At 58.4% G+C, this 26,652-nt stretch carries 26 protein-coding genes; 15 read left to right on the top strand and 11 right to left on the bottom strand.

Annotation, left to right across the window (positions count from 1 at the left end; genetic code table 11):
• From NUX24_RS20915 to fes, 3 genes are all read right to left on the bottom strand, one after another.
• Nucleotides 1-1,598, bottom strand: a 1,598-nt coding sequence (locus NUX24_RS20915) for a condensation domain-containing protein (RefSeq protein WP_257833890.1), incomplete at its 3' end; no start/stop codon positions are given.
• Nucleotides 1,595-1,807: an MbtH family NRPS accessory protein gene (locus NUX24_RS20910; protein ID WP_257833887.1), complete on the bottom strand. Its 213-nt coding sequence runs from the start codon at nucleotides 1,805-1,807 to the stop codon at nucleotides 1,595-1,597. The genes NUX24_RS20915 and NUX24_RS20910, both read right to left, overlap by 4 nt.
• Before the next feature lie 10 nt (nucleotides 1,808-1,817).
• On the bottom strand, nucleotides 1,818-3,017 hold the full coding sequence (gene fes, locus NUX24_RS20905; RefSeq protein ID WP_257833884.1) for an enterochelin esterase: 1,200 nt from the start codon (nucleotides 3,015-3,017) through the stop codon (nucleotides 1,818-1,820).
• A 146-nt stretch (nucleotides 3,018-3,163) separates the two neighbouring features.
• Here fes and NUX24_RS20900 point away from each other — a divergent pair, with 146 nt between their 5' ends.
• On the top strand, nucleotides 3,164-5,404 hold the full coding sequence (locus NUX24_RS20900) for a TonB-dependent siderophore receptor (protein WP_257833882.1): 2,241 nt from the start codon (nucleotides 3,164-3,166) through the stop codon (nucleotides 5,402-5,404).
• 80 nt (nucleotides 5,405-5,484) lie between these two features.
• The gene (gene entD, locus NUX24_RS20895; protein ID WP_257833880.1) at nucleotides 5,485-6,141 is read left to right on the top strand and encodes an enterobactin synthase subunit EntD; all 657 of its coding nucleotides are present in this window, start codon (nucleotides 5,485-5,487) and stop codon (nucleotides 6,139-6,141) included.
• A gap of 92 nt (nucleotides 6,142-6,233) precedes the next feature.
• On the opposite strand, the gene nadS is transcribed toward entD, so the two are convergent.
• The 3 genes from nadS to betT form a co-directional block, all read right to left on the bottom strand.
• Complete coding sequence (gene nadS, locus NUX24_RS20890; RefSeq protein WP_033144885.1) at nucleotides 6,234-6,518, bottom strand: NadS family protein; 285 nt, start codon at nucleotides 6,516-6,518, stop codon at nucleotides 6,234-6,236.
• A 40-nt stretch (nucleotides 6,519-6,558) separates the two neighbouring features.
• Entirely contained in the window at nucleotides 6,559-6,906 is a 348-nt protein-coding gene (locus NUX24_RS20885) for a type II toxin-antitoxin system RelE/ParE family toxin (RefSeq protein ID WP_126329040.1), read from the bottom strand.
• Between the two features lie 137 nt (nucleotides 6,907-7,043).
• Nucleotides 7,044-9,077, bottom strand: coding sequence for a choline BCCT transporter BetT (gene betT, locus NUX24_RS20880; RefSeq protein WP_029741651.1), 2,034 nt, complete (start codon nucleotides 9,075-9,077; stop codon nucleotides 7,044-7,046).
• Nucleotides 9,078-9,205: 128 nt separating this feature from the next.
• Between betT and betI the strand changes: the two genes are divergently transcribed.
• From betI to betA, 3 genes are read left to right on the top strand one after another with little or no spacing between them, the layout of a single operon-like run.
• Complete coding sequence (gene betI, locus NUX24_RS20875) at nucleotides 9,206-9,793, top strand: transcriptional regulator BetI (RefSeq protein ID WP_024906969.1); 588 nt, start codon at nucleotides 9,206-9,208, stop codon at nucleotides 9,791-9,793.
• 13 nt (nucleotides 9,794-9,806) lie between these two features.
• Nucleotides 9,807-11,279 (top strand): betaine-aldehyde dehydrogenase, encoded by a 1,473-nt coding sequence (gene betB, locus NUX24_RS20870; protein ID WP_257833874.1) that lies wholly within the window; start codon nucleotides 9,807-9,809, stop codon nucleotides 11,277-11,279.
• 13 nt (nucleotides 11,280-11,292) lie between these two features.
• Nucleotides 11,293-12,957 carry a choline dehydrogenase gene (gene betA, locus NUX24_RS20865; RefSeq protein ID WP_257833871.1) on the top strand — a complete coding sequence of 555 codons (1,665 nt, stop codon included), beginning with the start codon at nucleotides 11,293-11,295 and terminating at the stop codon, nucleotides 12,955-12,957.
• An 88-nt stretch (nucleotides 12,958-13,045) separates the two neighbouring features.
• Here the strand turns inward: betA and NUX24_RS20860 are convergent, their stop codons facing one another.
• The 4 genes from NUX24_RS20860 to NUX24_RS20845 all read right to left on the bottom strand — a co-directional run bounded on the left by NUX24_RS20860 (nucleotide 13,046) and on the right by NUX24_RS20845 (nucleotide 15,969).
• Nucleotides 13,046-14,173, bottom strand: a complete 1,128-nt coding sequence (locus NUX24_RS20860) for a T6SS immunity protein Tli4 family protein (RefSeq protein ID WP_257833869.1) — start codon at nucleotides 14,171-14,173, stop codon at nucleotides 13,046-13,048.
• Nucleotides 14,170-15,327 (bottom strand): alpha/beta fold hydrolase, encoded by a 1,158-nt coding sequence (locus NUX24_RS20855; protein ID WP_052119516.1) that lies wholly within the window; start codon nucleotides 15,325-15,327, stop codon nucleotides 14,170-14,172. Before NUX24_RS20855 ends, NUX24_RS20860 begins: the two co-directional genes overlap by 4 nt.
• On the bottom strand, nucleotides 15,324-15,698 hold the full coding sequence (locus NUX24_RS20850; protein WP_257833867.1) for a hypothetical protein: 375 nt from the start codon (nucleotides 15,696-15,698) through the stop codon (nucleotides 15,324-15,326). Before NUX24_RS20850 ends, NUX24_RS20855 begins: the two co-directional genes overlap by 4 nt.
• A 73-nt stretch (nucleotides 15,699-15,771) precedes the next feature.
• Nucleotides 15,772-15,969, bottom strand: coding sequence for a hypothetical protein (locus NUX24_RS20845; protein ID WP_214576409.1), 198 nt, complete (start codon nucleotides 15,967-15,969; stop codon nucleotides 15,772-15,774).
• On the opposite strand from NUX24_RS20845, the gene NUX24_RS20840 reads away from it, so the two are divergent.
• The 5 genes from NUX24_RS20840 to NUX24_RS20820 all read left to right on the top strand — a co-directional run bounded on the left by NUX24_RS20840 (nucleotide 15,899) and on the right by NUX24_RS20820 (nucleotide 20,502).
• Nucleotides 15,899-16,462 carry a fasciclin domain-containing protein gene (locus NUX24_RS20840; RefSeq protein ID WP_211438387.1) on the top strand — a complete coding sequence of 188 codons (564 nt, stop codon included), beginning with the start codon at nucleotides 15,899-15,901 and terminating at the stop codon, nucleotides 16,460-16,462. The two genes, NUX24_RS20845 and NUX24_RS20840, sit on opposite strands and share 71 nt — an antisense overlap.
• Before the next feature lie 43 nt (nucleotides 16,463-16,505).
• The gene (locus NUX24_RS20835) at nucleotides 16,506-17,060 is read left to right on the top strand and encodes an RNA polymerase sigma factor (protein WP_047650524.1); all 555 of its coding nucleotides are present in this window, start codon (nucleotides 16,506-16,508) and stop codon (nucleotides 17,058-17,060) included.
• Nucleotides 17,057-17,704, top strand: coding sequence for an anti-sigma factor domain-containing protein (locus tag NUX24_RS20830; protein WP_214576398.1), 648 nt, complete (start codon nucleotides 17,057-17,059; stop codon nucleotides 17,702-17,704). The genes NUX24_RS20835 and NUX24_RS20830 overlap by 4 nt, the downstream gene beginning before the upstream one ends.
• Nucleotides 17,705-18,033: 329 nt before the next feature.
• Entirely contained in the window at nucleotides 18,034-18,774 is a 741-nt protein-coding gene (locus tag NUX24_RS20825) for an SDR family oxidoreductase (RefSeq protein WP_257833865.1), read from the top strand.
• Nucleotides 18,775-18,807: 33 nt separating this feature from the next.
• Nucleotides 18,808-20,502 carry a thiamine pyrophosphate-binding protein gene (locus NUX24_RS20820; protein WP_257833862.1) on the top strand — a complete coding sequence of 565 codons (1,695 nt, stop codon included), beginning with the start codon at nucleotides 18,808-18,810 and terminating at the stop codon, nucleotides 20,500-20,502.
• 33 nt (nucleotides 20,503-20,535) lie between these two features.
• Here the strand turns inward: NUX24_RS20820 and NUX24_RS20815 are convergent, their stop codons facing one another.
• A complete protein-coding gene (locus NUX24_RS20815; protein WP_214576179.1) occupies nucleotides 20,536-21,234 on the bottom strand; it encodes a GNAT family N-acetyltransferase in 699 nt (232 codons plus the stop codon).
• A 201-nt stretch (nucleotides 21,235-21,435) separates the two neighbouring features.
• Between NUX24_RS20815 and NUX24_RS20810 the strand changes: the two genes are divergently transcribed.
• The 5 genes from NUX24_RS20810 (at nucleotide 21,436) to NUX24_RS20790 (ending at nucleotide 26,544) form a co-directional block, all read left to right on the top strand.
• On the top strand, nucleotides 21,436-23,004 hold the full coding sequence (locus tag NUX24_RS20810) for an ABC transporter substrate-binding protein (protein WP_257833860.1): 1,569 nt from the start codon (nucleotides 21,436-21,438) through the stop codon (nucleotides 23,002-23,004).
• Nucleotides 23,005-23,177: 173 nt separating this feature from the next.
• Entirely contained in the window at nucleotides 23,178-24,191 is a 1,014-nt protein-coding gene (locus NUX24_RS20805) for an ABC transporter permease (RefSeq protein ID WP_257833858.1), read from the top strand.
• Nucleotides 24,191-25,024 (top strand): ABC transporter permease, encoded by an 834-nt coding sequence (locus tag NUX24_RS20800; RefSeq protein ID WP_257833856.1) that lies wholly within the window; start codon nucleotides 24,191-24,193, stop codon nucleotides 25,022-25,024. Before NUX24_RS20805 ends, NUX24_RS20800 begins: the two co-directional genes overlap by 1 nt.
• A complete protein-coding gene (locus NUX24_RS20795; protein WP_257833854.1) occupies nucleotides 25,017-25,853 on the top strand; it encodes an ABC transporter ATP-binding protein in 837 nt (278 codons plus the stop codon). Before NUX24_RS20800 ends, NUX24_RS20795 begins: the two co-directional genes overlap by 8 nt.
• Nucleotides 25,840-26,544, top strand: coding sequence for an ABC transporter ATP-binding protein (locus NUX24_RS20790; RefSeq protein WP_214576175.1), 705 nt, complete (start codon nucleotides 25,840-25,842; stop codon nucleotides 26,542-26,544). The genes NUX24_RS20795 and NUX24_RS20790 overlap by 14 nt, the downstream gene beginning before the upstream one ends.
• Nucleotides 26,545-26,652 lie beyond the last annotated feature (108 nt).

The raw sequence follows: 26,652 nt of genomic DNA, 5'->3' as shown, positions 1-26,652 counted from the left end.
CGGGGGGCGAGCGCAGCCCAGGGGCCCCCCGCCTCGACGATGCCGTGCAGCGCCAGGGTCAGGAACACCGAGCGCGGCAGGGCCACCGCCACGCTGTCGCCCGGCTTCACGCCGCGCGCGCGCAGGAGGTTTGCCAGCGCGACCACCTGCTCGCGCATCTGGCGATAGTTCAGCTCAACGTTTGCATCCGCCAGCGCGGGGGCGTCCGGCGTTTTGCTCGCCTGCTCCGCCACCAGATCCGCCAGCGTGGTGGCCGGCAGCGCCAGTCCGGTATTGTTGATGCGCGCAAGCCTCTGGTATTCCTGCTCTGAAACGGTTTCCACTTCGCCGCAGCGCAGGTCCGGGTTAGCCGCAAACTGCATCAGCATCGCGTTCAGACGCGCCACGTGACCGGAAAGAGTCGCTTCATCGTAACGCTGCTTACTGGCGAGGATCTCAATGCTCAAGCCACCCTCTTCGTCCGGGAACAGCGCCAGCTCCAGATCGTTCACCGGGCCGGTTGCGAGCGTGTGGGTGATGGCCTCCACGCCGTCGATATCCAGCTGATAATCAAACACCTTCACGTTCAGCACCGGACCAAACAGGGCTTCATCGCCTGCGGCACGCCCGCTGTCGCGGACGATCTGCTCGGCGTCGTAGCGCTGATGGCGGCGCATTTTTTTCAGCTGGTTCGCCAGGCGCAGCGCCAGTTCCGGCAGGCTCTCCTGCGGGTTGATATTCACCGCCAGCGGCAGGACGTTGAGCACCGGCCCGGTCGCGGTCAGCGCGGCGGAGCCCATGCGGCGCATAAAGATAAACCCGGCGGCGTAGTCCAGCCTTCCGGTCAGGCGGCCCAGCCACAGCGCCACCAGCGCAAGGGCCAGATCGGTACGCTGCACCTGCCCTGCCGCCTGCGCAAGCTGGCTAAAGGCGCGACCGTCGGCGTCAACCTTCAGGCGAAGAATATCGGTTGTGGCGGCGCGTCCCGGCAGCGGCGCGGAAGAGAGCGAGACCGGAGACGGCAGCTGTTTGCGCTGCTCGGCCCAGAAGGCGCCGTCGCGCTGGTACGCCTCGCTGTCGCGATAGCGCTGATACTCCTCCACCACTTCGGCAAATGGCGTAAACGGAGATGCGGGCGTCGGTTCACCCTTTTTCCACGCGGCATAAATCGCGGCAATCTGGCGGGTAATGGCCGGGAAGCTGAAGCCATCCACCACCAGATGGTGATAGCGCTGATACCAGTACCAGTGATTTTCACCGACCTGAAGCAGCTGGTGAAACGCCAGCTGCTTGCCGCTGTCGACGCGCAGGTTCTGGTTAAGATCGGATTCCATCAGCGCCACGGCGGCGGCGTGGGAATCAACGCGAATAACGGACGGCTCCGGCAGAACGAAGCTCTCATCCACCCACTGCCACACCTCGCCGTTTTCTTCGGCAAAACGCATCCGCAGGGTGTCTGCCTGCATCATGCCCGCGGCAATGGCTTTTGCCAGCAGTGGCGCATCGATATCGCCTTTCAGCTCGGTGTAGTGCGCCACGCTCCAGGCGTTTGGCAGCGTGGACAGCTGTTCCGCCATCCAGATCCCCGGCTGGGCGGCGACGAGAGGAAGACGGTTCATGCGTTATCCCCCGCAAAATAAGACGGCTCAAGCGTCTGCCAGCGTTCCGCCAGCCACTGCTGGCATGCCTCCTGAGACTGCGCTTCGCACACCACGCGCCACCCCGCCGGCAGTTCGCACTGCTGCGGCCACAGGCTGTACTGCTCACGGTCGTTTTGCAAAATGGCGAACTGTCCCTGCGGATTATCGAAAGGATTGCTGAATTCCATACAGACTCCGTTATTGAATAAGCGGCTGCCAGAGGGTCATCAGCCCCTGCGTCAGCCCACCGCGCCAGCAAAGCGCGTCGTGTCCGCCGTCAACCTGACGCCAGGTAACCTGCTGCTGCGCGTGTAGTTCGGCGTAAATCGCCTGATTGGCATTGAAAATCAGCGGCTCGTTACGTCCGGCCTCGAGGACGATACGCAGCCCGCTAGCGGTCAGCTCACCGGCTCGGAGCTGTTCGATGAGTTGCCCTTCCTGCTGCCCACTGCGGTGCGGCCACCAGTACGAGCCGGACTGGCTGAGCACGCAGCCAAACCGCAGCGGCCAGTTGAGGCCAGCATAAAGGGAAGAGAGTCCGCCAAAGCTCTGGCCCGCCACCACGGTACGGTCGGCGCGGTCGCTGAAGGGGGCGATATTTTTTACAAGTGGGAGAAGTTCTTCCTGCACCGCCAGCCAGAAATCGGGATTGCACGGCAGCTCGCGGTTGCGATGCTCCATGTCGATAACATCGATTAAGACGTAGACCGCGGGCAGTAATTTGTGCTGGGCGGTGAGCGATGCCAGCGCAGGCCAGACGGGCATACTTTCGGCCCAGAACTGCCCGTCGAGCAGCACCGCCAGCGGACGCTCCGGGTCGTGACCCCCGGTGGTGAAAATCCAGACGCGACGGCGATTTTCCAGGCGCGCGCTTTCCCACTCAATGCAGACCGGCGGCTGATACGGCGTATCGGGATGATTCCAGCCCGGCTGAACCGGCGCTTCCGGCATCTCCAGCGCGGAGACGGCATGTCCGCGCCCGCCGCGCCAGCTTTGCGAATTCAGCGGGTCGGAAACCGCGTGCGGCAGCAGTTTACGCCAGCCTTCGCGCAGCGCCATGCGGTCCGGCAGTTCGCCTTCAAACACGGTATCGGTAAAATCGTTTTCGTTCACGGATGGGATAAAACAGTAGCTTCCGCGCCACTCGGGGCTGAACTCACCCTGCCACTGCCAGACGTCGGTATCCGGAATGCGTTCGAGAGACTGAGGGCGGGCATTTTGGTGGTGATCGGTCACGCCGGTGACGTAGAGCCAGACGCGTTTGATCGGTGACGTTCTTTGCGTTCCTGCCGGGTCACGCCACCAGAACGTGACGCGATATTTTCCCTTTTCCAGCTTCCATTCAGGCCCATTTTTCGACTGCCACCACGCTTCACTTCCGGTTGTTAACGTCGTCACCCTTATAACCCCATGTTTCACAGTCTTTTTTGTTTCAGCGCAAATTTTATTGATAATATTATTGATAACTATTTGCATTTGCAATAGCGTAATGCCCGCGCTGTGGGAAGCGCGTTCATTAAATAACCATAAAAGCGGGACGTACAATGAATAAGAAGATTCACTCTCTGGCCTTGCTGGTCAATTTAGGGATTTATGGTGTCGCGTTGCCCGCCATGGCAGACGACAACACCGCCTCTGCACAGCACGAAGACACCATGGTAATCACCGCCGCCGAGCAGAATTTACAGGCGCCGGGCGTATCGACCATCACCGCCGACGAGATCCGCAAAAATCCGCCCGCGCGCGATGTGGCGGAAATTATCCGCACCATGCCGGGCGTTAACCTTACCGGGAACTCCACCAGCGGCCAGCGCGGAAATAACCGTCAGATTGACATTCGCGGCATGGGTCCGGAAAACACGCTGATCCTGATCGACGGCAAGCCGGTGACCAGCCGTAACTCTATCCGTCTGGGCTGGCGCGGCGAGCGCGACACCCGCGGCGATACCGGCTGGGTGCCGCCGGAGATGATCGAGCGCATCGAAGTGATCCGCGGTCCGGCCGCCGCGCGCTACGGCAACGGCGCGGCAGGCGGCGTGGTGAACATCATTACCAAAAAATTCGACGACCAGTGGCACGGCTCCTGGAACACCTATCTGAACGCGCCAGAGCACAAGGACGAAGGTTCCACCAAACGTACCAACTTTAGCCTGAGCGGCCCGCTGGGCGGCGACTTCAGCTTCCGCATGTTCGGTAACCTGGATAAAACCCAGGCCGACGCGTGGGATATCAACCAGGGTCATCAGTCCGATCGTACCGGTGCCTACGCCAACACCCTGCCGGCTGGCCGCGAGGGCGTGGAAAACAAAGACATCAACGGCGTGGTGCGCTGGGACTTCGCGCCTATGCAGTCCCTGGAGTTCGAAGCGGGCTACAGCCGCCAAAACAACCTCTACGCGGGCGACACGCAGAACACCAACAACGACAGCGCGCTGGTGAAGAAGAATTACGGTAAAGAGACTAACCGTATCTACCGCCAGAACTTCGCGGTGACCTGGAACGGCGGCTGGGATAACGGCATCACCACCAGCAGCTGGGCGCAGTACGAACACACCCGCAACTCCCGCCTGGGCGAAGGGCTGGCGGGCGGTACGGAAGGGTTATTCAACAGCAATAAATTCACCGACACCGACCTCGCCGACGTGATGCTGCACAGCGAGATCAACCTGCCGATTGATTTCCTCGTCAACCAGAACCTGACGCTGGGCACCGAGTGGAACCAGCAGCGCATGAAGGACTCCACCTCCTTTACGCAAACCCTGCAGGGCGGCACCATTCCGGGCATGACAAACGACCGCAGCCCGTACACCTCGGCGGAGATTTTCTCCCTGTTCGCTGAAAACAACATGGAGCTGACCGACAGCACCATGCTGACCCCTGCCCTGCGCTTCGATCACCACACCATCGTCGGCAATAACTGGAGCCCGTCCCTGAACCTGTCGCAAGGTCTGGGGGATGACTTCACGCTGAAGATGGGGATCGCGCGCGCCTACAAAGCGCCGAGCCTGTACCAGACCAACCCGAACTACCTGCTCTACAGCAAAGGCCAGGGCTGCTACGCCAGCTCGGACGGCGTGGGCTGCTACATGATGGGCAACGATGACCTGAAAGCCGAAACCAGCATCAACAAAGAGATTGGTCTGGAGTGGAAGCGCGACGGCTGGCTGGCGGGCGTGACCTGGTTCCGCAACGACTATCGCGACAAGATTGAAGCGGGCTACGCGCCGATTGGTCATACCTCTTCCGGCAAAGTGCAGACGGATATTTACCAGTGGGAAAACGTTCCGAAAGCGGTTGTCGAAGGGCTGGAAGGCTCCCTGAACGTGCCGGTCAGCGACACGATCAACTGGACCAACAACATCACCTATATGCTGCAGAGCAAGAACAAGGAGACCGGCGACCGTCTGTCGATCATTCCTGAATACACGCTGAACTCGACCCTGAGCTGGCAGGTGCATCAGGACGTGTCGCTCCAGTCGACCTTTACCTGGTACGGCAAGCAGCAGCCGAAGAAGTACAACTACAAAGGTCAGCCGGTGACAGGATCTGAGAAAGACGAAGTCAGCCCTTACAGCATCGTTGGCCTGAGCGCGACCTGGGACATGACCAAAAACGTCAGCCTGACCGGCGGCGTGGATAACGTCTTCGACAAGCGTCAGTGGCGCGCGGGTAATGCCCAGACGACTGGAAATGCCACCACCGGTGCGTATATGTACGGTGCGGGAGCGTACACGTATAATGAACCGGGCCGTACCTGGTACATGAGCGTGAATACGCGATTCTGATTCAGGCAGTAACTCCTCCCTCTCCCTATGGGAGAGGGCCGGGGTGAGGGCATCAGGCCGCACAATTCTGAAGGAAAACCATGCACACTACCCACAGCACATTTTCTCTTGCCGGCCACACCGTCCACCACGTCACCTTCGACCCCACCACCTTCACCGACGCCGACCTTCTCTGGCTCCCCCACCACGCAGAGCTTGCAAACGCCGGGCGCAAACGCAAAGCCGAGCATCTGGCTGGCCGCATTGCCGCCGCGCATGCGCTCGGCGTGATAAATGAACGCGCGATCCCCGGCATCGGCCCCAGCGGCGAACCGCTCTGGCCGACAGGTGTGTCGGGCAGCATCACCCACAGCGGCACGCAGGCGATGGCGGTTGTCGTCCGTCATCAAGATGCGCTCGTAGGTATTGATTGCGAAGCCATTCTTCCAGACCGGGAAGCCCGCGAAATCCAGGACGGCATCGTTGATGCGCAGGAAGTGATATGCCTGACGCACTCGGGCTCCCCCTTTGCGCTGGCGCTGACGCTGGCTTTTAGCGCCAAAGAGAGTTTGTTTAAGGCGCTCTTTCCGAAAGCGAATACTTTCATGGGGTTTGAGTGGGCGAGAGTCACTGAGTTAACGGAAAAAACAATCACGCTGGCGCTTTCGCATCCGGCTGGAGACTATCCTGAGGGTAAACGCTTCACCCTCATCTGGCAGAATAATGATACGAGTGTGTTTACGCTGCTAAAAGCCTGATGGCGCTGCGCTTATCAGGCCTACGGTAAACCGGTTTGTATGCCGGGTAAGCGCAGCGTCACCCGGCATAGAGTGTACAGATAGATATCAGCTCACTGCCCCGCAAGCGCTCTGAAAAACGCGGGATTATCTCTAATCACATTTAGCACTTTCGCCGCTAATCCCGTTGGGTTTCGCCGTTTCGACTCCCAGCTTTTAATCGTATCAACGCTTGTACCCAGAGCCTTCGCCATTTCGCTTTGAGTGACATTTAACTGCTCTCTTATCGCGCGAACGTCCGCGACCTCATAGCGAGTGACTCGTGATGGCGTTTTCTTACCACGTTGGATCTCGGCTGCCTCTTCAAGTGAAGCCTTCAGTTCATCAAAGATACTCATTGCCTGCCCCTTGTTGCCTGATGGAGTACATAGTACACCTTTAATTGATGGAACTGGAAGCGCTATTGATGAGAACAGACGTGAGTTTTTTGAGTTCGGCTTTCTCTACATCGGTCAGGCTGTCCTTCATGCTTTTTGGATAGGCCATAAGGAAAAAAATCACCTCTTCAGTAGCCAGAAAGTATATGACTCTGGCCCCGCCGCTTTTTCCCTTTGAGCCAACAGCCATTCTTATTTTACGTAGCCCGCCTGTATGCTGGATCAAATCGCCTTTATGAGGCCAGGCAATGAGTTCCTTTTGGAGATCCCTTAATTCATCATCCGTAGCAATGCTTTTGAATTGTCGGGTAAAAAGTGATGTTTCGATAAATTCTATCGCGTGGCTCATGCATGATACCTTCCCTGATGCAGCAAAAGCCTCAATGCGTCAGCATCAGACTTTTGCTGCAATATGACTCTTCCATGAGTAATATCGCACTGGATAACTGTATTTATATACAGGTTTATTGTTTTTTAAGAATCCATTTAGACATCCGGGAACATCACGCTATTCCCCGGCGCTTCCCTGTGCAGATGGATAAAGTTCAGGTGCCGTTCATACTGGTCCAGAATGTCCGTAATCACCTGCTCTTTGCTGTAATCCATCAAATCATTCCCCTGGCTTCCTTCCAGCAGGAAGGTCTCCAGCCGGTAGTAGGTCGACTTCCCGCTGCGCGCCCGGTAGGTAAAGCCAGGCACCGAGTACTGTTGCGGCCAGATCTGGTAGACAAAGTTCTGCTCGTCGCCCATGTGTACCAGCAGATCCAGATGCCCCAGGGTCTCGCCCTCCTCCGGCGGCAGGTTTTTCAGCTCCACGTAGGCGCCACGCAGCTTCAGCTCCTGCGCAACCTCTTCCATTGCCGGGAAGCAGACCGTCTCCATCATCTGTTTGGTGTAGCGCGTGCCCGGGTAGTTCATCAGGCGCGAGAGCCGTTTTTTCCAGCTCAGCCTGTCCTGCGCGCCCATCGGACGCGGCGCGGTGTCGCGACTCGCGCTGACGCGGCGGTAGTCTTCCACCTTGAGGGATTTATACAGCCCGGCCATCACGAAGAAGATGACGAAGCTGAACGGCAGGCCCATGATCACCGTGGTGTTCTGCAGCGCCGAAATGCCGTTGGTCATCAGCATACCGAGCGTCAGCAGGCCGATGGCGACGGACCAGAAGATGCGCAGCCAGTTCGGCGCATCGCTGTTGATGTCCTTCAGCTTCGAAGTGAAGTTGCCCAGCACCAGCGCACCGGAATCCGCCGAGGTGACGTAGAACAGCAGGCCGGTGATGGTCGCCACGGAGGCGCTAAAGGTAAACGCCGGGTACTGCGCCAACAGGCTGTAGAAGCCGCGCTCCGGGTGCGCCATCGCTTCCTGCGCGAAAGTCGCGTTGCCGTGGATGATCTCATGCAGCGCGCTGTTGCCGAAAATCGACAGCCACAGCAGGGTAAAGGTGAACGGGATAATCAGCGTGCCCATCACGAACTGGCGGATGGTGCGGCCACGCGAAATACGCGCCAGGAACAGGCCGACAAACGGCGACCACGCCACCCACCACGCCCAGAAGAACAGCGTCCAGTTGTTCATCCACTCCACCGGACGGTCGAAGGCGAAGCTGTTCAGCGTCATGCCCATAAAGCGGTTCACGTAGTCGCCCACGTTGAGCACTAACGCATTGAGCAGGAAAGAGGTATCGCCCATAAACAGCACGAACAGGATCAGGCCCAGCGCCAGCGCCACGTTCAGCTCGGAGAGCACGCGGATGCCTTTATCGACGCCCGACGTCACCGAAATGGTGGCGATAATCACCGACAGCGCAATCAGCGCCGCTTTCGCCGCCATCGAATCCGGGATATCAAACAGCACGCTCAGCCCGTAGTTGAGCTGCACCACGCCAATCCCGAGCGTCGTCGCGATACCAAAGATGGTGCCGATCACCGCCGCGATATCGACGCTGTGGCCAATCGGGCCGTTAATCTTTTTACCGAAGATCGGATACAGGGCGGAGCGGATGGTGAGGGGCAAATTATAACGATAGCTAAAGTATCCGAGCGCCATGCCCATCAGGGCGTACATCGACCAGCCCGTCAGGCCGTAGTGGAACAGCGTCCAGACCATCGCCTGGCGCGCGGCCTCCATCGTCTGCCCTGCCCCTTCCGGCGGCTGCATATACTGCGTGACCGGTTCCGCCACGGAGAAGAACATCAGGTCGATGCCGATGCCTGCGGCAAACAGCATCGCGGCCCAGCTCAGCAGGCTGAACTCGGGCTTGGACTGCTCAGGCCCGAGCTTCACCGAACCGAAGCGCGAGCAGGCAATGCAGACCACGAAGACAATATAGAGCGTCGCGGCCAGCAGATAGTACCAGCCGAAGGTCTTCGACACCCAGTTCAGGGTGCGCCCAATCCACTCGGCAGAAAAATCACGAAAGAAGATCGTCGTCAGGGAAAACAACAAAATCAGCCCGGCGGAGGTATAAAAAACGACCGGGTTGATTTTGTCTTTTTCTCTGTCTTGTGAAAGGTCTGTCATCCAGTATCCCCACTGTTTTTGTAACTATTAAAATCCAAATCCGCAACAATTAAGACACATTTTATATTGAACGTCCAATCAAAAACCGCTTTAATGTATAACCAACGCTGATGAATGGAGTGGCAACAATGCCCAAAGTGGGGATGCAGCCGATCCGGCGCAGGCAGCTTATCGACGCCACGCTGGAAGCAATAAATGAAGTGGGAATGCATGACGCGACGATCGCGCAGATCGCCCGTCGGGCGGGCGTTTCCACGGGGATCATCAGTCACTACTTCAAAGACAAAAACGGTCTGCTGGAAGCAACCATGCGCGACATCACCGGCCAGTTGCGCGACGCGGTTTTGAGCCGCTTACGCGCCCTGCCGGACGCCAGCGCGGAGCAGCGCCTGCAGGCAATTGTCGGCGGCAATTTTGATGAAACCCAGACCAGCGGAGCGGCAATGAAGGCCTGGCTGGCCTTCTGGGCGAGCAGCATGCACCAGCCGATGCTCTACCGCCTGCAGCAGGTGAGCAGCCGTCGTTTATTGTCAAACCTGGTGTACGAGTTCCGCCGTGAGCTGCCGCGCGAGCAGGCCGAAGAGGCGGGCTATGGCCTGGCGGCGCTGATCGACGGGCTGTGGCTACGCGCCGCGCTGAGCGGCAAGCCGCTGGATAAGACCCTGGCGCAGTCGCTCACCAGCCACTTCATCAGCCAGCATTTACCGACCGAATAACCGAGGAGAATTTATGTCCCGAATGGCAGAACAGCAGCTTTATATCAATGGTGGTTATACCTCCGCCACCAGCGGTCGCACCTTCGAGACCATCAATCCGGCCAACGGTGAAGTTCTGGCGAGCCTACAGGCCGCCGGGCGCGAAGACGTCGATCGCGCCGTAGAAAGCGCAACGCGCGGGCAAAAAATCTGGGCGGCGATGACCGCCATGGAGCGCTCGCGCGTTCTGCGTCGCGCCGTTGATATCCTGCGCGAGCGCAACGATGAGCTGGCGAAGCTGGAAACCCTCGACACCGGTAAAGCGTATTCCGAAACCTCAACCGTCGACATTGTCACCGGCGCGGACGTGCTGGAGTATTACGCCGGGCTGATCCCGGCGCTGGAAGGCAGCCAGATCCCGCTGCGTGAGACCTCGTTCGTCTACACCCGCCGCGAGCCGCTTGGCGTGGTGGCGGGTATCGGCGCGTGGAACTACCCGATCCAGATTGCCCTGTGGAAATCGGCCCCGGCGCTGGCGGCGGGCAACGCAATGATCTTCAAGCCGAGCGAAGTGACCCCGCTTACCGCCCTGAAGCTTGCGGAGATCTACACCGAAGCTGGCCTGCCGGACGGCGTGTTTAACGTCCTGCCGGGCGTGGGCGCGGAGACAGGCCAGTACCTGACCGAGCATCCGGGCATCGCCAAAGTCTCCTTCACCGGCGGCGTCGCCAGCGGCAAGAAGGTGATGGCCAACTCGGCGGCCTCGTCCCTGAAAGAGGTAACGATGGAGCTGGGCGGCAAATCCCCGCTGATTATTTTCGACGACGCTGATCTCGATCTCGCGGCAGACATCGCCATGATGGCGAACTTCTTCAGCTCCGGCCAGGTGTGCACCAACGGCACCCGCGTGTTCGTTCCCGCGAAATTCAAGGCCGCGTTTGAGCAGAAAATCGTTGAGCGCGTGGGCCGCATCCGCGCGGGCGATCTGTTCGATGAAAACACCAACTTCGGCCCGATGGTCAGCTTCCCGCATCGCGATAGCGTGATGCGCTACATCGCCAAGGGCAAAGAGGAAGGCGCGCGCGTGCTGTGCGGCGGCGACGTGCTGAAGGGTGAAGGCTTCGATAACGGCGCGTGGGTGGCCCCGACCGTGTTCACCGACTGCACCGACGAGATGACCATCGTGCGCGAAGAGATCTTCGGCCCGGTGATGTCCATCCTCACCTATGAAAGCGAAGAAGAAGCGATCCGCCGCGCCAACGATACCGACTACGGTCTGGCGGCGGGCATCGTTACTGCCGACCTGAACCGCGCGCACGGCGCCATTCATCAGCTCGAAGCGGGCATCTGCTGGATCAACACCTGGGGGGAATCCGCCGCAGAGATGCCGGTCGGCGGCTACAAACACTCCGGCATTGGCCGCGAGAACGGCGTGATGACGCTGCAGAGCTACACCCAGGTGAAGTCCATCCAGGTTGAGATGGGTAAATTCCAGTCCATATTTTAACCGGGAGGTTTATTTGCAATTTGACTACATCATTATCGGGGCAGGCTCTGCCGGCAACGTACTGGCAACGCGACTGACTGAAGATCCGAACACCACCGTCCTGCTGCTTGAGGCGGGCGGGCCGGACTACCGCTTTGACTTCCGCACCCAGATGCCCGCCGCGCTGGCGTTCCCGCTGCAGGGCAAGCGCTACAACTGGGCGTATGAAACCGAGCCAGAGCCGTACATGAACAACCGCCGCATGGAGTGCGGACGCGGCAAAGGGCTGGGCGGCTCGTCGCTGATCAACGGCATGTGCTACATCCGCGGTAACGCGATGGATCTCGACAACTGGGCCAAAGAATCTGGCCTTGAGCACTGGAGCTACCTCAACTGTCTGCCCTACTACCGCAAGGCAGAGACGCGCGACGTAGGGCCGAACGACTATCACGGCGGCGACGGTCCGGTGAGCGTCAGCACCTCGAAACCGGGCGTGAACCCGCTGTTTGAGGCGATGGTGGAGGCGGGCGTGCAGGCGGGCTACCCGCGCACCGACGATCTCAACGGCTATCAGCAGGAGGGCTTCGGCCCGATGGACCGCACGGTCACGCCGCAGGGCCGACGCGCCAGCACCGCGCGCGGCTATCTGGATCAGGCCAAAAAGCGTTCGAACCTGACTATCCGCACCCACGCCATGACCGATCATATTATTTTTGACGGCAAGCGCGCGGTGGGCGTCGAGTGGCTGGAGGGCGAAAGCACCATCCCGTCCAAAGCGACGGCGAATAAAGAGGTGCTGCTGTGCGCAGGCGCGATTGCCTCCCCGCAGATCCTCCAGCGTTCCGGCGTGGGCAACGCGGAGCTGCTGAAGCAGTTCGATATTCCGCTGGTGCACGACCTGCCCGGCGTGGGCGAAAACCTGCAGGATCACCTGGAGATGTACCTCCAGTACGAATGCAAAGAGCCGGTCTCCCTCTACCCCGCCCTGCAGTGGTGGAACCAGCCGAAGATTGGCGCCGAGTGGCTGTTTGGCGGCACCGGCGTGGGCGCGAGCAACCACTTCGAAGCGGGCGGGTTTATCCGCAGCCGCGAGGAGTTTGAATGGCCGAACATTCAGTACCACTTCCTGCCGGTAGCGATTAACTACAACGGCTCGAACGCGGTTAAAGAGCACGGCTTCCAGTGCCACGTTGGCTCCATGCGCTCCCCGAGCCGTGGGCACGTGCGGATTAAGTCCCGCGATCCGCACCAGCATCCGGCGATCCTGTTCAACTATATGTCCCACGAGCAGGACTGGCAGGAGTTCCGCGACGCTATCCGCATCACCCGCGAGATCATGCACCAGCCCGCGCTGGACAAGTATCGCGGTCGCGAAATCAGCCCGGGTATCGAATGCCAGACCGACGAGCAGCTGGACGAGTTCGTGCGTAACCACGCGGAAACCGCCTTCCACCCGTGCGGCACCTGCAAGATGGGTTACGACGAGATGGCGGTGGTCGATGGCGAAGGCCGCGTTCACGGGCTGGAAGGGCTGCGCGTGGTGGATGCGTCGATCATGCCGCAGATCATCACCGGCAACCTGAACGCCACCACTATTATGATTGGCGAAAAAATTGCCGACGCGATCCGCGGGCGCGAGCCGCTGGCGAAGAGCACGGCGGCGTATTATGTGGCGAACGGGGCACCGGTAAAACGCTAAGTTTCGCCCGCCTACGTTTCAACGATGATTAAAACCTCAGTTTCATAGACAAAAATCCCCGGACGTCGCCGCCGGGGATTTGTACCAGTCAGAACGCATTGTCCCTGAGACGAAATGAACGGGTAATGCGATCCCAGATCGCCACAAGCTCAGCTTCGCTATAGGCTGATGGGGGAGCAGTGTCGCTTCCTTCGGGTGGGATTTCGTTGCTGAGTGTCAGATCAAGACTGGGATGCATGAAGTCTGCATTTGTCTCATTCGCTACGGCTGTAAACATGAGCTGCGCTGAGGGATTATCGGATGATCTTTTTGGTGGGGCGGTAATCAGCCATTCATTGCCCGTGAAACCGGCAATCTGCGCTTCACCCTTACGTAATGTGCGTCCATTAATGCTGTTGATATAAGACTGAATTTCCCCGGTTCGCTCCAGCATGGTGGTGCTTTCTTTCAGAGCATTATTGCTCCAGACGATAAAAGAAAATACCGAACTGTGCGGATAAATAAAGGTGATGTCTTCCTTTGGTTTACCGTTCCCGTCGCGGATAAACCCTTCTGAAATACAGGTGCCCGGCTGTGTCGGGATTTCATCATTTTTTCGCCCGCTCAGACGGGACATTAAGTCCTGTAGCTCTGCTAGTTTCTGAGGTTTGTTATTAATATGGCCAGGACTGACACCAGCATTGATAAAATCCTCCTTATCTTGTTGATATTTAGGATCTGATAAATCGATAATATCCTGACTGAGGATAAACGCTACCCCATCTATATACAGGTGCCCTTCCAGAGTGCGGCCATATCCTCCTTCACTCCCATTTCTATTCCGGTCAAAGATCACCGCATTCTCATTGATCCGGTACACCTGCTTTAAGAAAGGCTGATCCACTTTCCTCACTGTATGCCCGTTCAGCAACTCCTGCTCTCGTAGCCTGATACGTTGTTCAAATGCCGGGCGATAAAGTCGCTTGCTGCTGATGCTGATCTCATTGATTTTGGCATCTTCGGTCCGGGTGTTTTCAAAAGAGGTCGGAACCTCAAACACATAGCGCCCCACGCACTGGGCTTTAGTGGAGGCAAACAGGGTATCAACCATACGTTTTTCCTTAGCGATCAATTCTGGTGGCGTATGAACAAACGTCACAAAGTTGTGAATATAGAATCCTGCCGCCAGCAACAGCATCGCCAGCGGAATAAGCAGGGGAAACGGGAATTTTTTCATGGTGCCGGCACCTGCTGCACGATTTTTACCACCGAGCGGACCGTGAACATCAGGGCGTCGGACAGGTCGCTGTAAACTGAACGGGAGCGATCCACAGGATCAACGGCATAGGCCCCTTCATGGTCAACATTGGTCGCCAGCACCCCAAAAATTCTGGGGGACCTGGTCCGGATCGCCTTTACTGGCACCGTGCCATCGCCGGGCGTTCCTGCGGAAATCAACTCAAAAGTTGTTCCTGCATCATACCGATATGTCGGTGACGATGGCTCTGGATAGCCCATCACCGGCACAGGCCGCAGAGCAGGCCGTTCTTTCCACGTCAGAAAAGCATCAGACTTATTGTCTGCACTCGCACCATAAAACAGCCAGGTCTGCGGGTGGTATTTGCCATTCAGTTTCTCAATGAATTCTTTAACTGGATTCTTTATCCGGTAAACAAAATCTTGCCACTCACTATTCGTATCCCCCAGCAGCAAATCCTTATCACATAGCCGCCACCAGTCCGTTTTGTTCAGGTATATTTCCGTGTACGGATCGCTCTTTGGTAGAGACTGTTGCGTATCGCCGCTCTCGATTTTCAGCCAGCCAGGACCGTAAGCCTTGCCCGGCAGCAGTTGTAACGGGCCGGGAGACTGGGCCAACACCGGCATCAGCTTCTCGGCACTGTCCCCGATAATTATCCCGGTAATTCCCCGTTCGCCGATTTTCATCCGTCGATAAGCTGCTGGCGAGCCAAGGTCCGGCATCACCCCGTGGACAATCCCCAGAATCTTGCTCTGACCGTTCATGTTTTCTGAATAATGTCGGGCAACCAGGCCTCCCATCGAATGGGTGACCAGAATGACTTTGTCCACCGCCAGACGACCGTGATATAACCCCAGAACCTTGCTGATATATTGGCCAAGCAACGCCGCCGAATCAGCATTCGACTGTAGCCAGTTATAGCCAAAAACATGAAGCGGGTATAAAAAGTGGTGCCCGTGCGCCGCTTCTTCTTCCGTCAGCACCTGCTCTGCAGGTTCGTCACCGATCCTGACCCCGGTAAAACGCTGCCGCGCCGTTTGTAATTGCGCTTCACGGAAATAATTATCTAACAGGATATCGTCGTCACTGAGCAGGTACTGTAACCGGTCAAGCGCCTCGCCGTAGCTCATGTAAAACGCACTTCCCAGCCCCGCACACACCGGGATGGGAACTTTTTACCGTCAGCCCCCTCATTGAAGATATTCCCGCTGTCATCAACAAATGTTGTTTTTGGGTCAAGAAGCTGTTTTCTTTTCTCCGGGCCTGCCAACGGCCATTTTTTTAGTGATTCAAAGCTGTACTCCCAGACTTTGTTCTCTTTGTTCTTTAGATTAGATCCCATCACTCCTGGAATGAAAATAACCGGAATGATTTTGTGCGGCGGCACAAGGCAAACCGCCACGTAATTATTTTCTTTTGGCTGGGAGGTCAATTCATAATGAAACCGTCCATTGTCGTCCCAGATGGGCCGATGATAAGCACGATTTTCAGAGTCATCCATGAGTTAAGTTCCTGATATTGTAGATTCAGAAGGGCATTAGCGCATAAAAGCCGCGAACAGAACTTAACCAAAATCAACTTTCAAATTCACTTTGCCACTCCCTTCCCAAAATATTTTCATCCTCCTGCATCCAGTTTCCCACCAGCCCTCGTATGTGAATATGTGAGCAACGCCTTTGCTCCTTAATCCGAGGATAAATGATGAAAAAGCTACTCAGTGTTGCATTCGTATCCAGCGCTTTACTCTTCTGTGCAGGCGCATCAGCGGCCATGACGTCAGGCTCCGTGATGGTGGGCGGAGCGGAAATGTTCCCGAGCAAAAACATTGTTGAAAACGCTGTGAACTCAAAAGATCACACCACGCTGGTGGCGGCGGTTAAAGCGGCCGGACTGGTGGATACGCTCCAGAGTAAAGGGCCATTCACCGTCTTTGCGCCCACCGATGCGGCGTTTGCGAAATTGCCTGCGGGTACGGTCGACAATCTGGTGAAGCCGGAAAATAAAGCGCTGCTCACCAGTATCCTGACCTATCACGTGATCGCCGGTAATTACGATGTGAAAGCGCTGGAGCAGAAAATTAAACAGGGAGGCGGCCACGCGGAGCTGAAAACCGTTAACGGTCAACCGCTGTGGATCATGAGTAACGGCCCGCACAATATTCAGCTCAAGGATGGTAAAGGTAACGTGGCGAACATCAGCACCTATGACGTCCATCAGAAAAATGGCGTGATCGATGTGATTGATACCGTCCTGATGCCTAAGTAGTTGTCTATACTTAGGAAGTGTGACGTTGCCTTCCGGGAAAAACATGGATAACGCGTTAGCTGAACAGCAGTTGAAATTAATGCAGGCGGTCGCAAACGGCGATCGCCGCGCATTTGAACAACTTTACCGACTCACATCGCCTCACCTGTTTGCCGTCGCGCTGCGCATGCTACGCCATCGCGCCTGGGCAGAAGAGATCCTTCACGACTGTTTTGTCACCGTCTGGAGTAAAGCCGAAACCTATAACGCCGCCCTGAGCTCTCCGATGACCTGGCTTACGCATATTGTTCGCAACCGCTGTATTGACTGGCTGCGCAGCGGGCAAACCCGGGCTGCCGCCCGCGAGGAGTCGTATTCGGAAGATATTCTGCTGAGCGAAAGCGATGAGCAAAACAACTGGCACGACGACGCGCAGGCAGCACGGCTCAGGCATTGTCTGGATCATCTGAGTCATGAACAGCGGCAGAGCATTACGCTCGCCTACTATCAGGGCATGTCCCACAGCGACATTGCCGACTGGCTCCAGCAGCCCGTGGGCTCGGTAAAAAGCTGGATCCGCCGCGCGATGGATCATCTTCGGGAGTGCGTGGGCCTATGAATGACAGCGAAAAACGCGATGACATGCTGGCTGCAGAATATGCCCTCGGTACCCTGCGCGGAGGGGCGCGGCTTCAGTTCCAGAAAAGGCTTGCCGCGGAGCCCGGTCTGGCCGCCCGCGTGGCGTACTGGCAGGAGACGTTCAGCACGCTCGACAGTCATCTCGCGCCCGTTAACCCACCCGAGACGGTGTGGAAGAGGATCGCCCTCGATCTGCCGCCCAGGAAGCCCTTGCGCCAAAGCCGGCCCTATCTCGGCTGGATGGTCGCTGCTGGCCTCGCCGCCGTTACCGTCGTGACCTGGTATTCCACCCGCACGCCGGAACTCGCACCGCTGATGGTGCTCAACGATGCCCAACAGCACGGGCAATGGATCGTCAGTGCGGACAGCCGCCGCCAGTATCTGAGCATCACCCCTCTCAGACCGAACGCTGTCGCGGCGCAAAACAGCCTGCAGCTTTGGCTTATTCCTGCCGGTAAGGCTCCGATATCCCTTGGGCTGCTGCAAAGTGATATACCGACTGATGTTGCCCTCAGGAACAACACCCTTACCCCTGACGCGATGATAGCCATAAGCCTTGAACCTAAAGGGGGATCACCCACCGGTCAACCCACCGGCCCCGTGCTGTACAGCGGCAAGATTTAATCCTCCGGCCTTGTTCGCAGGGCCGCGCGCATCTTAATCTGCCTTCTACGGATTTACGCCCGAACGATAAGAAAAGAGAGATTTTTCAATACTCAATCCTGTACCTAACATTGGCTGTTAGATATAAGAATTAAATATTAGCACCGCAATGAATTTTATTATTAGAAACTTTATTGACACTCTCCCTGCAACTCCATTAAGTTTAAATCGAATGCTATTTAATTCGATATATACAATATATTTTTAAAAAGGGTTAAAGAATTCGTCATCATTCTTTAATCCTTCTCTGCATTTTATTTTTTTGAATCACATAACAGTGAGATAAGATCATGAATAATAGTGCAAACAAAGTTGTTGTTATCACCGGTGCCAGCAGCGGTATTGGTGAGGCCATTGCCCTTCATCTGGCAAATAAACCTTTTTCCCTGGTGCTGGTTGCCCGTCGTCTGGAGAGAATTAACGCCCTGGTGGATCGCATTATTCAGCAGGGCGGCCGGGCGATTGCCGTGAAGGCGGATGTGACCCAACAGGAGGAGGTTCAGCGCGCGATTGACGCTGCCGTTGCCGCCTACCAGCGCGTGGATGTTCTGATCAACAACGCGGGCTTTATGGCCATCGCCCCGCTTAGTGAGCTGAAAACCGACGAGTGGGACAAGATGATTGATACCAATATCAAAGGCGTGCTGTACGGCATCGCCGCGGCTTTCCCGGTGTTCCAGCGTCAGAGGAGCGGACATTTTATTAACGTGGCCTCCGTGGCGGGTATCAAGGTCCTTGCCCCCGGCGGCGTGGTGTATAGCGCCACGAAATTCGCCGTCCGCGCGCTGAGTGAAGGCTTACGTCAGGAAGCGGGGAAAACCGTTCGGACTACCCTTATTTCCCCCGGCGCCGTTGAAAGCGAGCTGCAGTTTGGCAGCTCTGATGCCCCGAGCAAACAGTTCCTGCATGAATTTTATAAGCAGGCTATTCCGGCAGAGTCGATTGCCAGAGCCGTATTATTTGCTATCGAACAGCCTGGCGACGTTGATGTAAATGAAATAATTGTCCGTCCAACGCAGGAAGAATTTTAGCATGAGTTAAATAACGCTGAATGAGGTGTCATTATGATTAAATCATTAACGTCCCTGTCAGATTTAAATATGCGATCGGGTGCCGACATTCTCCTTGAAGTGCTGGAGAGTGAAGGTGTGGAATATATTTTTGGCAACCCCGGCACCACCGAACTTCCGCTCATTGATGCCCTTCTTCGCCATGAAAATATTCACTATATTCTGGCACTCCAGGAAAGCAGCGTGGTCGCCATTGCCGACGGTTACGCGAAAGCCTCCGGCAAGACCGGTTTTATCAATTTGCATACCGCCAGCGGTCTCGGACACGGGATGGGGAATCTCATTAATTCGCGGATCATGAAAACGCCGCTGGTTGTCACCGTCGGGCAGCAGGACACGCGGCACTACGTGCGTGACCCGCTCCTGTACGATGACATTGTCTCCATTGGATCGCCGGTGGTGAAATGGGCGCAGGAGGTCACCAGCGCCGATCAGCTCCCGGTGCTGGTGCGTCGGGCATTTCACGCCGCCAGCTATCCTCCCGCGGGTCCGGTGCTACTTTCCCTGCCAATGAACGTGATGGAAGAGATCAGCGACGCCGGGATACAAACGGCCTCTAAAGTGAACTACCACACCGTGGCGGGCTCGCTGGACGAACTGGCCGAAGAGTTGAGCCAGGTTACCCCCGGCAGGATCATGATTGTGGCGGGGGATGAAGTTCACTCCAGCGGCTCGACGCAGGAGATTGTCCAGCTTGCTGAAGCGCTCGGCGCCCACGTCTACGGCTCCTCCTGGCCGTTGAACCTCCCCTTTCCCACGCAGCACGCGCTCTGGCGCGGCAATATGCCCACCACCGCAAATGAAATCGCCAGCGTCGTTAATGCCTACGATGCGGTGTTTATCATCGGCGGCAGAAGCCTGATTACCATTTTGTATAGCGAGGGCGAGGCCATTCCGGAAACCTGCGCGGTGTATCAGCTCTCGGCGGATATGAACGAACTTGGCCGCACCTACGCCACCCGCCTCTCGGTGATGGGGGATATAAAACTCTCCCTGAAGGAACTGTTGCCGAAGCTTGAGCAGTGCCGGGTGGCAAGCAAATTGACGCATCAGCGGCTGCTCAAATCGGCACGCGCTGAACGTGAAAAAGAGTGGCAACTGCAGGAAGAGCGTCTGGCAGCCGAGCGGCTGCGCCCGGCAATTTCTCCAATGGTCGCGGCCTACGAGGTGATAAAGTCCGTTCCGCCTGGCATAACGATTGTCGACGAAGCGATTGCAACGGCCAGACACGTTCGCCGGTTTATCTCCGATCAGCAGCACCCGCGCTACTACTTTATGCGCGGCGGCGGTCTGGGCTGGGGAATGCCTGCAGCAGTAGGTCACTCGCTGGGGCTGGGGCGCGAGCCGGTAGTGTGTCTGGTTGGCGACGGCGCCTCCCTGTACTCGCCGCAAGCGCTCTGGACGGCGGCGCACGAAAATCTGCCCGTCACCTTTATCGTGATGAATAACCTGGAGTACAACATCCTGAAAAACTTCATGAAAGGACAGCCGGGCTACAGTTCAACACAGCTGGGTCGTTTTATCGGGATGGATCTGATTAACCCGCGAATTGATTTCCAGTCGCTGGGCACCGCGATGGGTATCCGCTGCTGCCGGGTGACCCAGGCCGCGGATATCGCCACGGCGGTGATGCAGGGGCTACAGTCAGGAAAAACCAATTTGATTGAAATTGCCATTTCCGCAGATTGATCGACCATTTCAGATGTACCCTACATAAAACACTTATAACCGAAACGCCTCAAGCCGCTTAATCTGCCGCCCTTCCCCGTCAAAATTCTCCGTCGCCAGCCAGGCGCGCAGTTCGGCATCGCGCTGCGGCCACTCGCCGTCAATAATAGAAAGCATATCGCTGTCGCGGTTGCGCCCTTTGCGCACCAGCTTCTGGCGCAGGCGTCCTTCCCAGACAAACCCCAGCCGCTCCGCCGCGCTGCGCGACGCAACGTTCATGGAATCGCACTTCCACTCGACGCGCCGGTAGCCGTGCTCAAACGCATTTTTCAGCAGCAGCCATACCGTTTCGGTGCCCATCCGGGTTCCTTTCATCCTGCGCGACCAGGTCACGTGCCCGATCTCCACCGACCCCAGCAGCCGCTCGTTAGCCATATAGCTCACCAGCCCCACCGCGCGTTCGGTGCGTAAATCAATGACGGCAAACGGCACCAGCTCATCGTCCATAACCTTACCCACGATCCAGTGGGCGGTGGCTTCCACGCTCGCTGGCTGCGTGCTGGCAAGCCACGTCCAGTCGCTGTCGTCGCCCAGCGCGTAGGCCTCATAGAGATCAGCCGCGTGGCGATCGGCATCCAGCGGCTCCAGGCGGCAATACTGGCCGAACAGCGGCGTGCGGGTTAATACGCGCGCGCCTCTCCAGTCTGGAACGATATCGTTGACGGTTTGACCATGTTGATTGATTTCGGGCACGGCGGTGACTCCCTGAAAGGTAAGGAGTTTGTTATAGCAGGTTAAAAAGCGTGCGAAAAGCAGCGTATTTTAATAGCCCGAGCGCATGCGATATTCCCGCAAGATATAAGCAAAGCTGAATTTCGACTTTGCGGAATGTCAGAGTCGACCTAACGTAGCGGAGCATAAAACAATCACAATATATTCTTCTCAGGGATCGCTATGACGAAAAAACTGTTGCCGTTACTGGTGCTGGCTGCGCTCTCAGGCGTTGTCCACGCCGCTACTCCGCCCAACACGCTGGTTGTTGCCCAGGGGCTGGATGACATCGTGAGCCTCGACCCGGCCGAAGCCAACGAGCTTTCCAGCATCCAGACCGTTCCGAGTCTGTATCAGCGTCTGGTACAGCCGGACCGCGATAACCCGGAAAAAATCACCCCGATTCTGGCAGAAAGCTGGGAAGCGGACGCGGCAGCAAAAACGCTGACGATCAAACTTAAGCCCGATGCCAGATTCGCCTCCGGCAACCCGCTGCGCCCGGAAGACGTGATTTTCTCTTACACCCGCGCCGTGACGCTGAACAAATCCCCGGCCTTTATTCTGAACGTGCTGGGCTGGGACGCGAGCAACATCGCCAGCCAGCTGAAAAAGGTGGACGATCATACCCTCCAGCTTCACTGGACGGCGGACGTTAGCCCGTCGGTGGCGCTGAATATTCTCTCCACGCCGATCGCCTCCATCGTCGATGAAAAGCAGGTTGCGGCAAACGTGAAGGATAACGACTTCGGCAACGCGTGGCTGAAAATGCACTCCGCGGGCAGCGGCGCGTTCAAAATGCGCGTCTATCAGCCGCATCAGGCCATCGTGCTGGAAGCTAACGAATCGGCACCCGGCGGCGCGCCGAAGCTCAAAAGCATCATCATTAAAAACGTCCCCGATCCGGCCTCACGCCGCCTGCTGATCCAGCAGGGTGATGCGGACGTGGCGCGCGATCTCGGAGCAGATCAGATAAGCGCCCTGGACGGCAAGCCGGGCGTTAAGGTGCTGAGCATTCCGTCCGCCGAGCAAAATTACCTGGTGTTTAACACCGGCAACAGCGCCAACCCGCTGCTGAACAACCCGGCGTTCTGGGAAGCCTCGCGCTGGCTGGTCGATTATGAAGGCATCACCAAAAATCTGCTGAAAGGCCAGTACTTTGTTCATCAGAGCTTCCTGCCGGTCGGCCTGCCGGGCGCGCTGGAAGACAACCCGTTTACGTTTGACCCGGCAAAAGCGAAAGCCATTCTCGCCAAAGCGGGCATTAAAGACGCGCACTTCACGCTGGACGTGGAGAACAAGCCGCCGTTTATCACCATCGCCCAGTCGATGCAGGCGAGCTTTGCCCAGGGTGGCGTGAAGGTCGATCTGCTGCCTGCCGCCGGAAGCCAGGTCTATGCCCGCGTGCGCGCGAAGCAGCATCAGGCGGCGATTCGTCTGTGGATCCCGGACTACTTCGACGCGCACTCTAACGCCAGCGCCTTCGCGTGGAACGACGGTAAATCCAGCACCGTGGCCGGGCTGAACGGCTGGAAAATCCCGGAGCTGAACAAAGCCACGCTGGCGGCGGTAGCCGAGCCGGATCCGGCGAAGCGTCTGGATCTGTACAAGAAGATGCAGGAGCAGCTGCAGCAGAATTCGCCGTACGTATTTGTCGATCAGGGTAAAACCCAGATCGTGGTGCGCGATAACGTGAAGGGGTATCAGCAGGGGCTGAACGCGGATATGGTCTGGTACGACCGCGTCACGAAGTAGCCCTTCTCCTTCTCCCGTGGGATAGGGTTGGGGTGAGGGCAACATCGCGCAACAGAGCCGCCTGTTTCCCCTCACCCCGCCCTCTCCCAAGGGAGAGGGGGCCGTCCGTGCTTATTTTCAGTTTTTGTAGGCCGGGTAAGGCGAAGCCGCCACCCGGCATGAAGAGATTTCCCATGCCACATCTTTCCACCCGCGTGCTTCAGGGTCTGCTGACCCTGCTGCTCACGCTCTTCGGGCTGCTGCTCGTCACGTTTGCGCTCTCGGCGTTTTCACCTGTCGATCGCGTGCTGCAGATCGTCGGCGATCGCGCCAGCCAGTCAACCTACGATCAGGTTCGCCACCAGCTTGGGCTGGATCGTCCCTTGCCCGTGCAGTTCTGGCACTACCTGCAAAACCTTGCCCACGGTGATTTAGGCACCGCCAGCGCCACCGGGCAGCCGGTGCTGCAGGACCTGCTGCACGCGTTCCCCGCCACGCTGGAGCTGGCCACGCTGGCGTTAATCATCGGCGCCGTGCTCGGCGTGATTGCCGGAGTGCTGTGCGCCCGCTACGCCGGTTCGCCGCTCGATCTCGCCATCAGAACGCTAACCCTGCTCGGCAACTCGGTACCGATTTTCTGGCTCGGCCTGCTGATGCTGGCCCTGTTCTACGCGAAGCTGCAGTGGAGCGCGGGTCCCGGCAGGCTGGACGATATCTGGCAGTTCACCGTCGAGCCGCGCACCGGCTTTGCGCTGGTGGATACCTGGCTTTCCGGCGATCGCGAGGCGTTCCGCAACGCCCTCAGCCACCTGGTGCTGCCGGTGCTGCTGCTGGCCTATTACTCGCTGGCGAGCATCACCCGCCTGACGCGATCCGCCTGCCTGAGCGAAATGAACAAAGAGTACATTCTGCTTGCCCGCGCCAAGGGCGCCGGGGAGATGACCATTCTGCTGCGCCACGTGCTGCCGAACATTCGCGGTACCCTGATGACGGTAATCGCCCTCGCCTACACCAGCATGCTGGAAGGCGCGGTATTAACCGAAACCGTCTTCTCCTGGCCGGGGATCGGGCGCTATCTCACCACCGCCCTGTTCGCCGGAGACACCACCGCCGTCATGGGCGGCACGCTGCTGATTGGCGTCTGCTTTGTACTCATTAATAACCTTACCGACCTGCTTGTGCGGGCGACAGATCCCAGGGTGCGCTGATGCCGTTTTATCTCTTCTTACGCCGCCTGCGCCGCTCCCCTGCCGCATTTTGCGGGCTGGTAGCCATCGCGCTGCTGGTGGTTATCGCCCTGTTCGCGCCGTGGCTGGCACCGCTTGACCCGAACTGGCAGGACGCCGCCGCGCGCCTGCAGGCACCGAACGGCCAGCACTGGCTGGGCACCGACAGCTACGGGCGCGACCTGCTTTCGCGCCTGATTTACGGTACCCGCCCGGCGCTCGGGCTGGTGGCGTTAGTTACCGTAATCACCCTGCCCGCCGGGCTGCTGGTGGGGATTTTGTCCGGCTACTACGGCGGCTGGCTGGAGCGCATCCTGATGCGTTTTACCGACGTGGTAATGTCGATGCCGCGTCTGATCCTCGCCTTCGCGTTTGTGGCGATGCTTGGCCCGGGGCTGGTCAACGGCGCGCTGGCGCTGGCCTTAACCACCTGGCCTGCCTACGCGCGGCAGGCGCGGAGCGAGATCCAACGTCTGCGCCACAGCGACTACCTCGCCGCCGCCGGGATGATGGGCATTCGCGGCCCGCGCCTGCTGGTCGGCCATATTCTGCCCCTGTGCCTGCCGTCCGCGATTGTGCGGCTGGCGCTGGATCTGGCGGGCATTATTCTGGCGGCCGCCGGGCTGGGCTTCCTCGGTCTTGGCGCCCGTCCTCCAATGGCCGAATGGGGCGCGATGATCGCCGACGGTATGCAGGTGATTTTCGACCAGTGGTGGATAGCCGCCATTCCGGGCGGGGCGATTCTGTTTGCAAGCCTCGCCTTTAACCTGCTGGGCGACGGCCTGCGCGACGTACTGGAGCCGCAGCATGACTGAACAACGCGTCATCGTCGATGCGCTGAATATCGACTACCCCGCCGCGCGCGTGGTCAACAATCTCAGCTTCACGCTGGGCAACGAGCGGCTGGCGCTGGTGGGGGAATCCGGCTCGGGCAAATCAATGTCCGCCCGCGCCCTGATGGGGCTGGTGCGTAAGCCCGGCATCGTGAGCGCGAACCGGCTTAACGTTCTCGGCAACGACCTGCTGACCCTGAGCACCCGCCGCTGGCAGGCGCTGCGCGGCAACGGGATTGCGATGGTCCTGCAGGACCCGCGCTACGCGCTGAATCCGGCGCAAAACGTCGCCGCTCAGCTCGATGAAGCGCTCACCCTACACCAGCGCCTCCCCCGCGCCGAGCGCAGGGCGCGCATTCACGACATCATCCGCGCCGTTGGGCTCAACGGACATGTCCTCACGCGCTACCCCGGCGAACTCTCCGGGGGCATGGGCCAGCGGGTGATGATTGCCATTGCGCTGATCAACAACCCCCAGGTGCTGATTGCCGACGAACCCACCTCCGCGCTGGACGCCCGCCTGCGCAATCAGATCCTCGAGCTGCTGGTGCAGCAGAGCGAAGAACGCCAGATGGCGATGCTGCTCATCAGCCACGATCTGCCGCTGGTGGCGGAACACTGCGACCGCGTGCTGGTGATGTATCAGGGCGAAAAGGTCGATGAGATGGCGGCGAACCGGCTTCCGCAGGCGACGCATCCGTACACGCGAACCCTGTGGACCTGTCGTCCAGACGCCCATACTTATGGACAGATGCTGCCGACGCTCGATCGCTCGCAGCCGTGGAAGGAGGCCGATAATGGCGCTCGTTGAGGTTAACGATCTCCAGGTGAGATTCGGGGAGAAAACGGCGGTGTCCGCCGCCAGCTTTGGCATCGAGAAAGGTGAAACCTTCAGCCTGATCGGCGAATCCGGCTGCGGGAAATCGACTATTCTGCGCGTGCTGGCGGGGCTGCAGCGCGAGTGGAACGGCCGCATTTCGATCCTGGGAGAGGCGCTACGGCCAGGACGGCGTTTTGAAGGCGAGCTTCGCCGCAACGTGCAGATGGTGTTTCAGGATCCGTGGGCGTCGCTGCACCCAAACCACACCGTTGCGCGCACCCTGTCGGAGCCGTTAAACATCCACGGCGAAACGCAGGTTGCGGAAAAGGTGGCGGATGCGCTGCAGCAGGTGGGGCTTTTCGCCGACGCGGGCAGGCGTTATCCGCACCAGCTTTCCGGCGGCCAGCGCCAGCGCGTGGCGATTGCACGTGCGCTGCTGCTGCGCCCGCAGCTTCTGCTGCTGGACGAGCCAACCTCGGCGCTGGATATGTCGGTGCAAGCGGAAATTCTGAACCTGCTCAACCGCCTGAAGGCCGAGCACGGCATGACCTACCTGCTGGTGAGCCACGACGCGGACGTGATTGCGCATATGTCCGACCGGGCGGCGTTTATGGCGCACGGGGAGATCCAGAGGGTGTTTGACCGCGAGGCGATGTTACGGGGTGAGCACAGGATGGGGTAAGTGCGCGCGGCGGTGCCCGGTGGCGCTGCGCTTACCGGGCCTACGTTTCGTGCCGCGTTGATGGTTTTTCGTAGGCCGGGTAAGGCGTCGCCGCCGCCCGGCAAAAAA

This window comes from Enterobacter sp. HG048, from assembly GCF_024702055.1.
Classification (GTDB): domain Bacteria; phylum Pseudomonadota; class Gammaproteobacteria; order Enterobacterales; family Enterobacteriaceae; genus Enterobacter; species Enterobacter dykesii.
This window is presented reverse-complemented; position numbering and strand designations above follow the sequence as displayed.

What these genes read in the sequence shown, in the direction of transcription:
- NUX24_RS20910 (WP_257833887.1), bottom strand. Translation starts at nt 1,807, where the DNA reads ATGGAATTCAGCAATCCTTTCGATAATCCGCAGGGACAGTTCGCCATT.
- NUX24_RS20900 (WP_257833882.1), top strand. Translation starts at nt 3,164, where the DNA reads ATGAATAAGAAGATTCACTCTCTGGCCTTGCTGGTCAATTTAGGGATT.
- entD (WP_257833880.1), top strand. Translation starts at nt 5,485, where the DNA reads ATGCACACTACCCACAGCACATTTTCTCTTGCCGGCCACACCGTCCAC.
- nadS (WP_033144885.1), bottom strand. Translation starts at nt 6,518, where the DNA reads ATGAGTATCTTTGATGAACTGAAGGCTTCACTTGAAGAGGCAGCCGAG.
- NUX24_RS20885 (WP_126329040.1), bottom strand. Translation starts at nt 6,906, where the DNA reads ATGAGCCACGCGATAGAATTTATCGAAACATCACTTTTTACCCGACAA.
- betT (WP_029741651.1), bottom strand. Translation starts at nt 9,077, where the DNA reads ATGACAGACCTTTCACAAGACAGAGAAAAAGACAAAATCAACCCGGTC.
- betI (WP_024906969.1), top strand. Translation starts at nt 9,206, where the DNA reads ATGCCCAAAGTGGGGATGCAGCCGATCCGGCGCAGGCAGCTTATCGAC.
- betB (WP_257833874.1), top strand. Translation starts at nt 9,807, where the DNA reads ATGTCCCGAATGGCAGAACAGCAGCTTTATATCAATGGTGGTTATACC.
- NUX24_RS20860 (WP_257833869.1), bottom strand. Translation starts at nt 14,173, where the DNA reads ATGAAAAAATTCCCGTTTCCCCTGCTTATTCCGCTGGCGATGCTGTTG.
- NUX24_RS20855 (WP_052119516.1), bottom strand. Translation starts at nt 15,327, where the DNA reads ATGAGCTACGGCGAGGCGCTTGACCGGTTACAGTACCTGCTCAGTGAC.
- NUX24_RS20850 (WP_257833867.1), bottom strand. Translation starts at nt 15,698, where the DNA reads ATGGATGACTCTGAAAATCGTGCTTATCATCGGCCCATCTGGGACGAC.
- NUX24_RS20840 (WP_211438387.1), top strand. Translation starts at nt 15,899, where the DNA reads ATGAAAAAGCTACTCAGTGTTGCATTCGTATCCAGCGCTTTACTCTTC.
- NUX24_RS20845 (WP_214576409.1), bottom strand. Translation starts at nt 15,969, where the DNA reads ATGGCCGCTGATGCGCCTGCACAGAAGAGTAAAGCGCTGGATACGAAT.
- NUX24_RS20835 (WP_047650524.1), top strand. Translation starts at nt 16,506, where the DNA reads ATGGATAACGCGTTAGCTGAACAGCAGTTGAAATTAATGCAGGCGGTC.
- NUX24_RS20830 (WP_214576398.1), top strand. Translation starts at nt 17,057, where the DNA reads ATGAATGACAGCGAAAAACGCGATGACATGCTGGCTGCAGAATATGCC.
- NUX24_RS20825 (WP_257833865.1), top strand. Translation starts at nt 18,034, where the DNA reads ATGAATAATAGTGCAAACAAAGTTGTTGTTATCACCGGTGCCAGCAGC.
- NUX24_RS20820 (WP_257833862.1), top strand. Translation starts at nt 18,808, where the DNA reads ATGATTAAATCATTAACGTCCCTGTCAGATTTAAATATGCGATCGGGT.
- NUX24_RS20810 (WP_257833860.1), top strand. Translation starts at nt 21,436, where the DNA reads ATGACGAAAAAACTGTTGCCGTTACTGGTGCTGGCTGCGCTCTCAGGC.
- NUX24_RS20805 (WP_257833858.1), top strand. Translation starts at nt 23,178, where the DNA reads ATGCCACATCTTTCCACCCGCGTGCTTCAGGGTCTGCTGACCCTGCTG.
- NUX24_RS20800 (WP_257833856.1), top strand. Translation starts at nt 24,191, where the DNA reads ATGCCGTTTTATCTCTTCTTACGCCGCCTGCGCCGCTCCCCTGCCGCA.
- NUX24_RS20795 (WP_257833854.1), top strand. Translation starts at nt 25,017, where the DNA reads ATGACTGAACAACGCGTCATCGTCGATGCGCTGAATATCGACTACCCC.
- NUX24_RS20790 (WP_214576175.1), top strand. Translation starts at nt 25,840, where the DNA reads ATGGCGCTCGTTGAGGTTAACGATCTCCAGGTGAGATTCGGGGAGAAA.